The sequence below is a fragment of the Azospirillum rugosum genome (assembly GCF_017876155.1).
GTDB lineage: Bacteria > Pseudomonadota > Alphaproteobacteria > Azospirillales > Azospirillaceae > Azospirillum > Azospirillum rugosum.
In genome coordinates this window covers 97474-111097 of sequence record NZ_JAGINP010000006.1, presented here as the reverse complement: position 1 = coordinate 111097, position 13624 = coordinate 97474, and the positions used below count along the sequence as shown (strand labels likewise).

Genomic DNA, 13624 nt, shown 5'->3' with positions numbered 1-13624 from the left:
CCGACGGTGGGTGAAGCGGCGCCTTCGGATGCATGCGCAAAACACTTGCAGGATCGAACGAATATGCTTCCAAAGTCCTTCCCAGACCGGAATGTCTGCGTCCTGGGCCTCGGCTATGTCGGCCTGACGCTTGCCGTCGCGATGGCCGACGCGGGCTTCCAGGTCCATGGCGTCGAGGTGCGTGGCGAGGTTCTCGACAAGCTGGCGCGCGGCATCCCGCACTTCCATGAGCCGGGCCTGACCGAAAAGCTGCGCCATGTGGTGGCGCGCGACCGCTTCTCCTTCGGGCGTACGCCGGAGGGATGCGAGCGCTGCAGCGTCTTCATCATCACCGTGGGCACGCCGCTGGGCGCCGACGGGCAGGTGCGCACCGACATGATCGAGGCGGCGACCCGCCAGGTCGCGGACTGCATCCACGATGGCGACCTCGTCATCCTGCGCTCCACGGTGAAGCTGGGCACGACCCGCAACATCGTGGCGCCGATCCTGCGCGCGACGGGCAAGCGCTTCGACATCGCCTTCTGCCCGGAACGCACGCTGGAAGGCCAGGCGCTGATCGAGCTGAACCAGCTGCCGCAGATCATCGGGGCGGAGAGCGTCGAGGTCGCGGCCCGCGCCGCGCAGATCTTCGGCATGCTGACCCCGACCACGGTCAAGGTCTCCACGCTGGAAACGGCGGAGATGATCAAGCTGGTGGACAACACCTACCGCGACGTGACCTTCGCCTTCGCCAACGAGATCGCCCGGCTGTGCAACGCCATGGAGGTTTCGGCGCTGGAAGTGTCGCGCGCCGGCAAGCTGGGCTATCCGCGCACGCAGCTGCCGCTGCCGGGCCCGGTCGGCGGCCCCTGCCTGGAGAAGGACCCGCACATCCTGATCGAATCCGCCCGCCAGTTCGGGGTGGACATGGACATCACCGCGGCCGGCCGGCGCATCAACGAAAGCCAGCCCATCGAGGTGTCGGTGTTCCTGGAGCAGCTGACCGGCTCCATGCAGGGCTTCCCGAAGGCCCCGACCATCAGCCTGATGGGCCTTGCCTTCAAGGGCCGCCCGGCGACCGACGACCTGCGCGGCACCATGGCCAAGCCGCTGTACGATGAGCTGCGCACCCGCTTCCCGAATGCCCGCTGGCGCGGCTTCGACGCGGTGGTGGCGCCGGACGACATCCGCGGCTTCGGGCTGGAGCCGGCGGGCAGCATGGCCGAGGCGGTGGACGGCGCCAACCTCGCCGTCATCCTGAACAACCACCCGGTCTTCACCTCCATGCCGCTGCCGGATCTGGCGAGCCGCATGGACCGGCCGGGCGTGATCTACGACTTCTGGAACAACTTCAACAGCCGCGAGGTGGACCTGCCCGAGGGCACGGCCTACGTGGCGCTCGGCAGCCACGGCGCCGCCCGCTTCGCCCACGTTGCCTAAGGGGAATTCCATGCCGAAACATTACCTCGTCACCGGGGGCAGCGGCTTCATCGGTGCGGCGCTGGTCCGCCGCCTGGTCCAGGACGGGCACCAGGTCCGCGTGCTCGACGACAACTCGCGCGGCCACCCGCGCCGGCTGGGCGACGTCGTCAACGCCGTGGAGTTCGTCACCGGCGACATCCGCGACCTTGCTGCCGTCACCAAGGCGGTGAAGGGCGTCGACGGCGTGCTGCACCTGGCCGCCGTCAACGGCACCAAGCATTTCTACGAGAAGCCGGAGACGGTGCTGGACGTCGGCGTGCGCGGCATGCTGAACGTGCTGGACGCCTGCCGGTCGGAGGGGGTCGGCGACCTCGTCCTCGCCTCCTCCTCGGAGGCCTACCAGACCCCGCCGGTCGTCCCGACGCCGGAGGACATCCCGCTGGTCGTGCCGGACGTGCTGAACCCGCGCTACAGCTACGGCGGCTCCAAGCTGATCTCGGAGCTGCTGGCGGTCAACTGGGGGCGCACCGGCTTCGACCGCGTGGCGATCTTCCGCCCGCACAACGTCTATGGCGCCGACATGGGCTGGGAGCATGTGGTGCCCGAGTTCGTGCGCCGCGCCGTGGCCGCCATCGACCTGTCGCCGCGCGGCCCCGTGCCCTTCCTGATCCAGGGCGACGGCACCCAGACCCGCGCCTTCGTCCACATCGACGACGCCATCGACGGCATCGTCACGGTGATCGAGCGCGGCGAGCATCTGGGCATCTACCACGTCGGCAACCCGGAGGAGGTGGCGATCGCCGACCTCGCCCGGCAGGTCGTCTCCATCCTCGGCCGCGAGGCCGAGATCCAGGCCGGTCCGCCGGCCCCGGGCGGCACGCAGCGGCGCAGCCCGGACATCGCCCGCCTGTCGGCGCTGGGCTACACGCCGCGCATCCCGTTGAAGGACGGGCTGCCGGGCGTCGTGGACTGGTACGCCGCCCGCAGCCGCGGCCAGGACAGCATCGCCAGCGCGGCCGAATAAAGGACCGAGTCCATGGATAGAAACGCCCGCATTTTCGTCGCGGGGCACCGGGGCCTCGTCGGCTCCGCCGTGCTGCGCCGCCTGACCGAGGAAGGCTACGGCGACCTCGTCCTGCGCAGCCGTGCCGAGCTGGACCTGACGGACCAGGCCGCGGTGCGCGCCTTCTTCGACCGGGAGAAGATCGATTACGTCTTCCTCGCCGCCGCGAAGGTCGGGGGCATCCTGGCCAACGACCGCTTCGGCGGCGACTTCATCCGCGACAACCTGCAAATCCAGACCAACGTCATCGACGCGGCCTGGCGGGCGGGGGTAAAGAAGCTTCTGTTCCTGGGCTCCTCCTGCCTCTACCCGAAGTTCGCGGAGCAGCCGCTGCGCGAGGATGCGCTGCTGACCGGCCCGCTGGAGCCGAGCAACAAGCCCTACGCGATCGCCAAGATCGCCGGCATCACCATGTGCCAGGCCTACCGGCGGCAATACGGCTTCAACGCCATCTGCGCCATGCCGTCGAACCTCTACGGCCCCGGCGACAACTTCGACCCGGAGGGCTCGCACGCCATCCCCGGCCTGATCCGCCGCCTGCACGACGCCAAGCGGCAGGGCGCCCCCTCCGTCACGCTGTGGGGCACGGGCACGCCGCGGCGCGAGTTCCTCTACGTCGACGACATGGCCGACGCCTGCCTGCACCTGATGGACCACTACGACGGGGAGGACATCGTCAACGTCGGCCCCGGCGAGGACGTGACCATCGCCGATCTCGCCGGGATGATCCGCGAGGTGGTCGGCTATCCGGGCACGCTGACGCAGGATCTCAGCAAGCCGGACGGCCATCCCCGCAAGGTGATGGAGGTGTCCCGCCTGTTCGCCACCGGCTGGCGGCCCAAGGTTGGGCTGGAGGAGGGCCTGCGGCGCACCTACGCCTGGTTCCAGGAGAACGTGGCGCCGGGCATCGACGCCCCTTCCGCCGCCAAAGCCGCGGAGTGATCCGATGCCCGACGATTCCGCCGCCTTTCGCGCCGTCGCACCCGCCGTCGCCGTGCCGCCCCGCGCCCTGATGGTCGCCATGAGCTATTGGCCGGAGCCGGCCGGCAGCGCGCCGATGATGACCGACCTCGCCACCGCCTTCGCGGCGGCGGGAACGGACATGACCGTGCTGACCGCCCGGCCCAACTACCCGGGCAACCGCGTCTACGACGGCTACGCCGACGGCAGCCAGGACCATCGGACGGTGGACGGCGTGCGGATCGAACGGCTGTTCACCATCCCGCCGCGGGGGGGCGGCATGAGAGCCCGCCTGGTGCACGAGGGCGTGCTGCACGGCGGCTTCCTCGCCGCCCGGGCGCGCGGGCGGGTGGCCAGGCACAAGGCGGTGCTGTCGCTCTGCCCGTCGATCTTCAGCGTGGCGGTCGCCGACCGCTTCAGGGCGCCGGGCGGGCGCCACGTCGCCATCGTCCACGACATCCAGTCGGGCCTCGCCGGCGCGCTGGGCATGGGCGGCGGGGCGGCGCTGAAGGCGATCCAGGCGCTGGAGCGCACCGCGCTGAACCGCGCCGACAGCATCGTCGTCCTGTCGGAGGCGATGCGCGACGTGCTGCGCGACCTCGGCGTGCGCCGTCCCGTAACGGTGATCCCGCCGCATGTGGACGCGGATGCCATTCATCCCCTGCCCCGCCCGGACGGCCAGCCGCCGACCGTGCTCTACAGCGGCGCCTTCGCCCGCAAGCAAGGGCTGGAACAGGTGCTGGAGATGGCCCGCCACCTCCACAGCCTGCGCCCCGACGCGCGCGTCCTGCTGCGCGGCCAGGGCGGGCTGGAGGAGGAGTTGAAGGCGCAAGCCACGGCCATGGGCCTGACCAACGTCGAGTTCGCGCCGCTGTCCCCCAAGGAGCGGCTGGCCGAAGGGCTGGCGGAGGGCGACGTGCACCTCGTCCCGCAACGCCCGGAGGGGGCGGCCTTCGCCATGCCGGGCAAGGCGGTGACCATCCTGGCCGCCGGCCGCCCCTTCGTCTGCACCTGCCTGCCGGGCTCCGCGCTGGCGCGGCTGGAGGCGGAGATCGGCGCCTTCCTCAGCACGCCGCCCGACTCCCCCGAGGCCATGGCGAAGGCCGTGGCCGACCTGCTGAACGCTCCCGACCGCAGCGCCGCCATGGGCCGCCGCGGCCGCGCCTGGGTCGAAGCCCACGCCAGCCGCAGCGCCGTGCTGGCGCGCTACGCCGGGCTGCTGATGAACGGTGAGGTGGAATGAGCAAGCCCGCCCTGATTTTCTCCTGGGAAATGTTCGGCCCCTACCACATGGACCGCCTGGAGGCGGTGGGACGCCGGCTCGGCCACCTGTACGACGTGGTCGGGCTGGAGGTCGGGTCGAAGTCCCACACCTACGCCTGGGATTCGACCGGAAGCGGCCAGAATTTCCGCAAGGTCACGCTGTTTCCCGGCCGGTCCAAGGCGGACATCCCGTCCTTCCAGGTCTACCGGGCGCTGCTGCGCGAATGCCGGAGGGCGAACGCCAGCCACGTGTTCCTCTGCCACTACGAGGACCCGGACGTCTTCGGGCTGGCGGTGACGATGCGGCTGCTCGGCCGCAAGGTCGTCAACATGAACGCCTCCAAGTTCGACGACAAGCCGCGCGTCCTGTGGCGGGAGGCGCTGAAGGGGCTGCTCTACAAGCCCTACCAGGCGGCGATCGGCGGCAGCCACCGCACGGTGGACTACTACCGTTTCCTGGCGCTGCCCAAGGACCGGCTGTTCATCGGCTACGACACGCTGTCGCTGGACCGCGTGCGCCGGCTGTCCGGCATGGTCCCGGCGCCGGACGGCGTGCCGTTTGCCGAGCGGCACTTCACGATCATCGCCCGCTTCGTGCCGAAGAAGAACCTGTTCCGCGCGGTGGAGGCCTACGACCTGTACCGACGGCTGGCCGGGGACGCGGCGCGCCCGCTGCACCTCTGCGGCTCCGGCCCGCTGGAGGCGGAACTGCGGGCGGAGGTCGCGAAGCGGGGCCTGGAGGGGCACATCATCTTCCGCGGCTTCCTTCAGGAGAAGGGCATCGCCGAGACGCTGGGCTCCACGCTGTGCCTGCTGCTGCCCTCGCTGGAGGAGCAGTTCGGGCTGGTGGTGAACGAGGCGTTGGCGATGGGCGTGCCGACGATCCTGTCCGACCAGTGCGGCGCCCGCGACGTGCTGATCCGCAGCGGGCTGAACGGCCACATCGTCGAGCCCGACAACCCGGAAGGGCTGGCGCGCTACATGCTCTCCGTCGCGGCGGACGAGGCGGAGTGGCGGCGCCTCAGCCTCAACGGCCGGCCGTTCCAGGCGCTGGCCGACGCCTCCTTCTTCGCGGAATCGGTGGAGAAGGCCCTGGTCAGCCTGGGCGCGCAGCCCGTTTCCCACACCACCATCCAGTCCGCCCCCATGCCGTCCGCCCACATGCCATCCACTCGTGAAAGCGAGGGTTGATGACCGACCGCAGCACGTCCCCCCACATCGTCGTTTCCGGCCGCCTGCCCCCGCCGGTCGACGGGATGAGCCGCGTCACCGCCCTCGTTCTCGACCGCCTGCGCGCCCGCGGCGACGTGGAGGTCGCGGACCTGTCGCCGGGTTGGAACGGCGGCGGCCCGCGCTACCACGCGGCCAAGGCGCTGCGCGTCCTGCTGGCCGGGCTGCGGCTGGCGGCCGGCGGAATGCAGGAGGACCGGCGCTTCTACATGCCCGTCGATTCGGGCCTGGGCATCTTCTACACCACGGCGCTGGCCGGGCTGGCGCGGCTGTTCGGCTACGAGCGCACGCTGCACCACCACTCCTTCGCCACCATCACCAAGCCGACCTGGCGGATGAGCCTGCTGACGCGCGTGGCCGGCACCGACTGCATGCATGTGCTGCTCTGCCCGGCGATGCAGCTGGCGTTCCAGAAGCTCTACCCCGCGGCGCGCACGGGGATGAGCATGTCGAACGCCATCTTCACGCCGCCGGTGCCGCGCCCGCGCGCCCGCAAGCCGGGTCCGCTGCGCATCGGGCACCTGTCGAACCTGTGCGTGGACAAGGGGCTGGACACGATGTTCAACCTGCTGCGCGCGCTGCGGGCCGAGGAGGTGGACGTGAAGCTGGTGCTGGCCGGGCCGGGGCTGGGCCGCATGGACAACGCGCTGGTCGCGGCGGGGCTCGCCGCCTTCGACGGCGACGTGGAATACCGCGGCCCGGTCGACGGCGAGGCCAAGGCCGCCTTCTACCGCGACATCGACGTCTTCGTCTTCCCGACCCAGTACCGCAACGAGGCGCAGCCGCTGGTGCTGTTCGAGGCCATGGCCGCCGGCGTGCCGGTGCTGGCCTATGAGCGCGGCTGCATCGGCAGCGACATCCCCCGCCCGGGGCTCGTCCCGCAGGACAAGGATTTCGTGCAGACGGTGCTGCCGGCGCTGCGCCGCTGGGCGGAGGACCGCGCCGCGCTGGCGCTCGCCTCCGAGCAGGCCCACGCGCGGGCGCGGGCGGCCTATGAATCCAGCCACGCCGGGTTCGACGCCGTGCTGGAGCGCATCGCCGGCCCGGCCCCCGAACCGGAATCCGCGGCGGTCCGGCCGAAGCGCGCGGTGGGCTGAGGCCGCGCGCGCCCTGCTTTACGCCGTACAGCCAGCTTGACACCGCGATCACCGGAAGCCCATTGGTGGCCCCGCGACAACCCCTGCTGAGTCCATCGATTGCGGCATCGGCTTCTCCTTCTCGTGATCGGGGCATTGTTGCCGCTGGTCCTCTTTGCGGCCGGTGTCACCGCGTTCGTGCTCCACACGCAGCAGGAGCGGATGAGGGACGAGGCCGTCGGCCGGGCGGACGCGCTGTCGGCGCGCATCGACCACGACCTGGCGACCCAGATCGAGCTGCTGAAGGTCCTGGCGCGCTCCCCCCGGCTGGACGAGGACGTGGCGGATTTGGCCCCCTTCTACGAGGTGGCGACCCGCTTCAAGGCCGAGCTTCCGCACTGGGACCGCATCTTCCTGGCCAACATCGCGGGCGACCAGCTGGTGAACACCGGCCTGCCCTTCGGGACCCCGCTGGGCCATGTCGTCGACGAGGCGGGGCACCTGCGCGTCGTGGCGGTGGGCAAGCCCATCGTCGGCAACATGGTCGGGCCGGGCACGGCCTCGCCCAACGGCCGGGGCATGGTGAGCGTGCGTGCGCCGGTGATCCGGCACGGGCAGGTCGTCTACACGCTGGCTGCCACCATCAAGGCCGACCGCTTCGCCGACCTGCTGCGCGCGGGGCTGCGGGAGCCGCTGCGCGGCATCGTGGTGGACAACGCCGGAGTCATCGTCGCCACGACGGGAAACCCGGACCGCATCGGCCAGTCCCCCGGCCCCATGGCCCTGAAGGCGCGGGCCGAAGGCGACGCGGGTGTCTACCGGGGCTTGACGCCCGACAACGCCGGCATGATCACCGCCTTCCGCAAGTCGCCGGAGACCGGCTGGTCCGTCCATGTCGCCATCCCGATCGCCGTCTATCAAGCGCCCTTCGACCGCTCCGTCTGGATCCTGGCGATCGCCTGCGTCGCGGCGCTTGGCCTCACCGCCCTTCTGGTGGGGTTGCTGCGGCGGGAGCTTCGGGCCGAGCGGCAGGACATCCAGGCGAAGGCCCACGCCGCCCGCATGGAAGCGCTCGGCCGCATGACCGGCGGGGTGGCGCACGACGTCAACAACCTGCTGATGGCCGTCCAGGGCAACGCCGACCTGATCGGCCGCCGCCTGCGCGACCGCCACCATGTGGAGGATGCCAAGCTCGATCGCCATCTGGCGTCGATCAAGCTGGCCGTGGAGAAGGGAACGCGGATCACCCGCGACCTGCTGGTCTTCTCCCGCGGCGGCAGCGCAGCCCATGTGGAGACCATCGACTTGGCGGAGCGGATCGGCGGCAACCTCGGCCTCATCCGCCAGTCGCTGACCGGCGCCATCGCGCTCGATCTCGACCTCACCCCCGGCTTCCGCGTCGCCATCGACCCGGTGCAGCTGGATCTGGCGCTGATCAACCTTGCGGTCAACGCGCGCGACGCGATGCCGGACGGCGGGACGCTGCGCATCGCGCTGGAGCGGACGACGCTGGAGGGAGGGGAAGAGGGCCGGGCCGTGACGCTGTCGGTCACCGACAGCGGGGTCGGCGTGCCGCCGGAGATCCTGCCCCACGTCTTCGAGCCCTTCTTCACCACCAAGGGCGTCGGGTCGGGCACGGGACTCGGCCTCAGCCAGGTCTATGGCCTCGCCAAGGCGGCGGGCGGCGGCGTGTCCATCACCAGCGCCGAAGGACCCGGGGAAGGACAAGGCACGACGGTGTCGATCCACCTGCCGCTGGCGGAGGAGACGGAGGGCACGGCCGTGGCCGGATGGGCGGATGCCCCGGCGGACAGGATCGGGCCCGGCACGCGCCTGCTGCTGGTGGAGGACAACGAGGAGGTCGGGCGGGTGACGACCGCCTTGCTGACCGACGCCGGCTTCACCGTGCGCCGGGTCGTCGACGCGGAGGCGGCGCTGGACCTCCTGTCGGCCCGGTCGCCTGAAGATCCCATCCAGGTGGTGGTTTCCGACATCCGGCTGCCCGGCTCCCTGGACGGCGTCGCCCTGGCCCGGCGCGTCCGGGAGGACTGGCCGGACTTGCCCGTCCTGCTGGTGTCCGGCTACAGCGACTCCATCGCGGAGGCTCGCGCCCTGGGCTTCACGGTGATCGGCAAGCCGTTCGACACGGCCGGTCTGATCAAGGCCGTGACGCGCGCGATGGCCGCCCCGGCCGCCGACCGCACGCCCATCGCCTGAGCTCCCGTCGCCTGAGCCCCCATTGCCTGAAAGGTCCGCCGGTCACACCCGTCGCGCCACCGCCACGCCCAGGCGCGACAGGGCCACGGCCGCCCAAGCGAGCGCGCGGGCTCCCCAGGGCGGGGACGGGTCGAGCCGCGCCGCGTCCAGGCTGTGCTGGATCTCGTCGTGGCGGCAGGCCTCCAGCATGCGCAGCAGGCCGGGATCGGGGGCCAGGCGGCGGGCGGTGTCGATCTGCCCGGCGTAGTGGCCGTCCACCCAGGCCTCCACGCCTGCGACCACCGCGTAGAAGTAGGCTGGGCCGAGGCGGGCCGGCAGTCCGCCCATCAGCCGGCCGGACAGGCGCCAGAACCCCATCAGGCGGCTGCGGCGCGCGTGCGGAAGCACCGCTTCGAACAGGCGCAGGTGCCGCAGCTCGACCAGCCGGTGCGAGGCCGCGAAGCGCAGCAGCTCCGGGTCGGCCGTGGCGCCGGCCACGCCGTTGTAGAGGTTCACCGCGACCGTTTCCCCCACATGGCTGGCGCGCAGCTCGCGCAGCATGCGGGGCGGCAGGGCGTCCAGGTCGAGGCGCGGCGGGGGGAGGCCGATGGTCTCCGAGGGCGGCGCTTCGGTCGGGGCCCCTTCGGTCGGGGCCCCTTCGATCGGGGGTGTGGGAGAGACGGCGTCCACGGCGTCAGCGAGCCCCTTCCGGGCCGATGCGGGACCAGGGCAGGTCCTCGAAGCCGATCTTGCGGGCGGGGGAGTTCGCGCGCAGGCGGAAGTCGCCCTTGTCCGGGTCCTGGAAATAGGGGTCCGGCAGGCTGCCCGCCTGGACCGAGCGCTGCGTCCGGTCCGACGCCGCCGCCTGGGCGCGGGCGTTGCGGCCGGCGCGGTCCAGGATGTTGTTCTCCAGCCGGTATTCGCCGCCGGTCAGGCTGGTGACGATCTGCTCCACCGGCACGCGGGCGTAGACGAGGTTCCGCGTCGCCGCGTTGTCGTGCAGGAAGCCGGCCGTCCCGGCGCTGGGCACCCATTCGAAGCGGACGAACTTGTCGCGCCCCTCGGTCAGCACGGCGATGTTGTTCTCCACCCGGTTGCCGTCTCCGCCGTGGATGAAGACCGCCGCCCAGCCGGTGTCCTCCAGGAAGTTGCCCTGGACGGTCACGCCGTTGGTCAGGTCGTCAAGGTAGATCCCGAAGCCCTTGTAGCGCACCAGCCAGTCGCCGGCCGGGTTGGTGGCAAGACCGCCGGTGCCGCGGATGTCGTTGAAGCGGATCACCGTGCGCGTGTCGATGTCGCTGCGCCCCAGCGTCTCGATGGCGCCGAGGTCGGCGGTCTCCCGCCCGACGTCGCGGATGCGGTTGTATTCGACGACGTTGTCGCTGTTCTTGGTCTGCGGGTTCCAGTTCTTCAGCGAGATGCCGTAGCGCGCCGCCGTGCGGATGTCGTTGTGGGCGATGATGGTGCGGGTGACGCCCGCGGCCATGACCCCGGCGCTGTAGAAGTTCACCTCGCCGATGTTGCGGATGCTGTTGGCGACGACGCGGTTGCCGTTGCTGCCCGGCGTCAGTTCCACGCCGCTGCGGCCCAGATGCTCCATGGCGTTGCCGGTGACCTCGCTGCCGTCCGCCCCGTCCAGGATCACGGCCGTGCCGACCGCGAAGAAGCGGTTGCCGGCGACGCGATGCCCCGTCCCGCCCGTCAGGCGGATGGCGGCGCCGTCGTAGGGCGTGTCGGCGAAGCCCAGGCCCTCGATGGTGAGATTGTCGGCCTTCTCCGCCCGGATCAGCGGCGCCAGCCGGGCCACCACCGCCTCGCCGCTGCGGGCGAAGCCCTCCGGGTCGTGCGGGCGGAGCAGAAGGCGCTTGTCCCGCGCGCGCCAGGCGAACTGGCCGGGAAACCTCAGGAAGTCGGGGTGGCCGAGCAGGCGGAAGGTCGTGCCGTCGCGGAACGGGTACCAGCCGTCGCGGTCGAGCACGAGCGTGCCGTTCCGGTCGATGCGCTCGATGCCGCGGATGTCGTCGGCCTGGCGTGCGCGGTCCAGCGCCTGCACGCGCACGCCGGGGACCGCCCAGGCCGACTGAACCGTGCCGGGCGGAAAGCGGAACTGCCGCTTGTCGCCGCCGCCCTTGGTGGCCTGCGCGACGAACCAGCCGGAGCGGATCGGGTCGTTGGGGTCGAAGTTGCCGCTCTGCGCCGCGCGCTGGCGGACGCCGCCGGCGGTGACGTCCAGGCCGGGCTCCCGCGCCAGCGGGGCGGAGACGGTGCCGCCCGATTCCACCGTGAAGCCGGTCACGCGCTCCCCGCCCGACAGGACGGGCTGCTCGCCGGAATAGGCGGCGATGCGCAGCCCGGAATCCTCCGGCCCCAGCGTGACGGTCTCGGTCAGGCGGTGGGTGCCGCCGCGCAGCAGGACGACGCGCGTCTTCGCCTGGCGGGCCGCCTCCACGGCGCGCTCCAGCGTGGCGACGGGGCCGTCCTTGCCGTCCGGGGTCGGGTCGGCGCGGCGGCCGGACCAATGGTCGTTGCCCTTGGTGGACACATAGATGGCCGGATCGGCCGCCAGCGCCGGAACGGACAGGAGCATGCACAGGATCGGGCTCAACAGCAGCGCAAAGACACCGCGGGACCAGCTTTTCCTCAGGCGCGTCATATCACCTCCGCTTCGGACGCTAGCGAAACTGGCGGCGGAGCCCCGGCGTGGCAAAAGCGCGAAGGGATTGCCCCGAAATCGCGGCGAGGGCGTGGATCAAGAATTCATCATTCCCGTCAATCCGGAGGACGGCACACCGGAAAGTTTCATCGGCCCCCGCCAACCGGAGGGCTGAACGCCGCCCTCCGGCGTAGAGACCTGCGGACGATTGACACCCCAGTGGGGATAGTCCGCTTTCGGGATGCGCTCGCCGTCTGCGCACGCTCCTCCGTCGGACCCCGGCCCGTGTGCGCCGCGTTGCTTCGTCCGGACGTCCTCCCCGCCGGCTCCTTCAAACGGGCTGGGCGGGCGAGGCGCGTCGTCACGAGCGAGGCGGAGCCCGGTATGATCGAAACGGCGTTGATCGCGCAGGTGCTGGTGGTGGCCCTGGTCGCCGTGGTGTTCGTGAGCAGCGGCACCGCGTCGATGTTCCACCCCCTGACCTACTACCTGGTCTTCCACACGCTGGTCTTCGTGATCCGCCCGCTGCTGGTGTACACCTTCAACATCGACAACGTCTGGCTGTTCATCGGATTCTGGCCGAGCGCCACGGAATTCGTGAAGTCGCTGACCGTCAGTTCGGTGGCGCTGATCGCCTTCTCCATCGCCTGCGGCTACGCCGGGCGGGTCAGGCCGGACCTCAGCCGGATCCCGAAATTCACCTTCGACCGGCTGGACATCACGGCCTTCGTCATGACGGTGGTCGCGCTGGCGCCGCTGGCCGTCTATTCGGCCATCCTGCGCCAGCAGGGCGCGGACTTCAGCGGCACCGGCGACGTCCAGATGGAACGCGACCCGATGACCGGCCAGCCGGTCTACGTCAACACCACCGGCTACATCGCGGAGGCGCATTCCATGGGCCTGCCGCTGACGCTGGGGATCATCTGGGTCAGCCGCTTCCACCCGCTGTCCTTCATCCCCTTCATCGCCTTCGTCAGCTACCGCGCCTTCCTCGGCTGGGGGCGCTGGGCGATCATCATGGGCGTGCTGGGCATGGTGCTGCTGGTGCTGTACCACACGCGGGCCAAGTGGTTCCGCTGGTGGCAGGTGGCGGCCGGCCTGCCGGTGCTTCTGCTGTTCCACACGCTGGGCAACAACCGCGACTTCCTGCGCGGCGTGCTGGACGGCAGCGTCAGCCCGTTCAACATGTTCCGCATGTTCGACGGCGGCTCCAGCTCCTTCGTCGACAGCGTGTCGAACCAGGACATCGCCAACTTCGACTTCCTGGCCTTCATCCTTTGGGTCGTGCCGAACCAGTCCGGCACCTACACTTGGTTCACCCAGTACCTGCAGCTGTTCACCGAACCGATCCCGCGCATGCTGTGGCCGGACAAGCCGATCGGCGCGCCGGTCAAGTGGGTGTCGCTGCACGACTTCGGCAACTTCTCCAACCTGACCACCTCGCTGGCCGGCGACGGCTGGATGAGCGGCGGCTGGATCGGCATGATCGTGACCATGGTGGTGGTGGGCCTGATCCTGGGCCGGCTGCACCGCTGGTTCTGGCAGAGCGGGTTCCAGAACCGCTACGCCGTGCTGTTCTACTGCGCCTTCATCCCGCTGTCGCTGCAGTGGTTCCGCGACGGCAACATCACCATCGTCAAGTTCGGCTTCTTCTCGCTGCTGCCGATCCTGCTGTGGATCGCGGTGACCCGGCTGCTGCGCGTCTGGATGCGGCTGGGCGACGGGATCGCCGACCGGGCGGACCAGCCCGCGCTGCGCCTGCCGGAACGGCTGTGAGGACGG

Annotated in this window: 10 protein-coding genes; 8 read left to right on the top strand and 2 right to left on the bottom strand. The window is 70.8% G+C overall.

Annotated elements, in window-relative coordinates:
• Positions 1-63: 63 nt before the first annotated feature.
• From J2851_RS10250 to J2851_RS10220, 7 genes are all read left to right on the top strand, one after another.
• Positions 64-1419 (top strand): nucleotide sugar dehydrogenase, encoded by a 1356-nt coding sequence (locus J2851_RS10250; RefSeq protein ID WP_209766172.1) that lies wholly within the window; start codon positions 64-66, stop codon positions 1417-1419.
• A gap of 10 nt (positions 1420-1429) precedes the next feature.
• Positions 1430-2425 carry an NAD-dependent epimerase/dehydratase family protein gene (locus J2851_RS10245; protein WP_209766171.1) on the top strand — a complete coding sequence of 332 codons (996 nt, stop codon included), beginning with the start codon at positions 1430-1432 and terminating at the stop codon, positions 2423-2425.
• A gap of 12 nt (positions 2426-2437) precedes the next feature.
• Entirely contained in the window at positions 2438-3406 is a 969-nt protein-coding gene (locus tag J2851_RS10240; RefSeq protein ID WP_209766170.1) for a GDP-L-fucose synthase family protein, read from the top strand.
• A 4-nt stretch (positions 3407-3410) separates the two neighbouring features.
• Positions 3411-4667 carry a glycosyltransferase family 4 protein gene (locus tag J2851_RS10235; protein ID WP_209766169.1) on the top strand — a complete coding sequence of 419 codons (1257 nt, stop codon included), beginning with the start codon at positions 3411-3413 and terminating at the stop codon, positions 4665-4667.
• Positions 4664-5878, top strand: a complete 1215-nt coding sequence (locus J2851_RS10230) for a glycosyltransferase (protein ID WP_246500556.1) — start codon at positions 4664-4666, stop codon at positions 5876-5878. Before J2851_RS10235 ends, J2851_RS10230 begins: the two co-directional genes overlap by 4 nt.
• The gene (locus tag J2851_RS10225; protein WP_246500555.1) at positions 5878-7014 is read left to right on the top strand and encodes a glycosyltransferase family 4 protein; all 1137 of its coding nucleotides are present in this window, start codon (positions 5878-5880) and stop codon (positions 7012-7014) included. The genes J2851_RS10230 and J2851_RS10225 overlap by 1 nt, the downstream gene beginning before the upstream one ends.
• A gap of 177 nt (positions 7015-7191) precedes the next feature.
• Positions 7192-9210 (top strand): ATP-binding protein, encoded by a 2019-nt coding sequence (locus J2851_RS10220; protein WP_209766168.1) that lies wholly within the window; start codon positions 7192-7194, stop codon positions 9208-9210.
• A 42-nt stretch (positions 9211-9252) separates the two neighbouring features.
• Here J2851_RS10220 and J2851_RS10215 read toward each other — a convergent pair whose 3' ends face one another.
• Together J2851_RS10215 and J2851_RS10210 are read right to left on the bottom strand one after the other, a co-directional pair.
• On the bottom strand, positions 9253-9879 hold the full coding sequence (locus J2851_RS10215; RefSeq protein ID WP_307419382.1) for a demethoxyubiquinone hydroxylase family protein: 627 nt from the start codon (positions 9877-9879) through the stop codon (positions 9253-9255).
• Between the two features lie 4 nt (positions 9880-9883).
• Positions 9884-11842, bottom strand: coding sequence for a right-handed parallel beta-helix repeat-containing protein (locus J2851_RS10210; RefSeq protein ID WP_209766167.1), 1959 nt, complete (start codon positions 11840-11842; stop codon positions 9884-9886).
• A gap of 384 nt (positions 11843-12226) precedes the next feature.
• Here J2851_RS10210 and J2851_RS10205 point away from each other — a divergent pair, with 384 nt between their 5' ends.
• Positions 12227-13618, top strand: a complete 1392-nt coding sequence (locus tag J2851_RS10205) for a hypothetical protein (RefSeq protein WP_246500554.1) — start codon at positions 12227-12229, stop codon at positions 13616-13618.
• The last annotated feature ends 6 nt before the right edge of the window (positions 13619-13624 follow it).

Excerpts from the sequence above, each read along its gene's own strand:
- J2851_RS10250 (WP_209766172.1), top strand. The coding sequence starts at position 64 with ATGCTTCCAAAGTCCTTCCCAGACCGGAATGTCTGCGTCCTGGGCCTC.
- J2851_RS10245 (WP_209766171.1), top strand. The coding sequence starts at position 1,430 with ATGCCGAAACATTACCTCGTCACCGGGGGCAGCGGCTTCATCGGTGCG.
- J2851_RS10240 (WP_209766170.1), top strand. The coding sequence starts at position 2,438 with ATGGATAGAAACGCCCGCATTTTCGTCGCGGGGCACCGGGGCCTCGTC.
- J2851_RS10235 (WP_209766169.1), top strand. The coding sequence starts at position 3,411 with ATGCCCGACGATTCCGCCGCCTTTCGCGCCGTCGCACCCGCCGTCGCC.
- J2851_RS10230 (WP_246500556.1), top strand. The coding sequence starts at position 4,664 with ATGAGCAAGCCCGCCCTGATTTTCTCCTGGGAAATGTTCGGCCCCTAC.
- J2851_RS10225 (WP_246500555.1), top strand. The coding sequence starts at position 5,878 with ATGACCGACCGCAGCACGTCCCCCCACATCGTCGTTTCCGGCCGCCTG.
- J2851_RS10210 (WP_209766167.1), bottom strand. The coding sequence starts at position 11,842 with ATGACGCGCCTGAGGAAAAGCTGGTCCCGCGGTGTCTTTGCGCTGCTG.
- J2851_RS10205 (WP_246500554.1), top strand. The coding sequence starts at position 12,227 with ATGATCGAAACGGCGTTGATCGCGCAGGTGCTGGTGGTGGCCCTGGTC.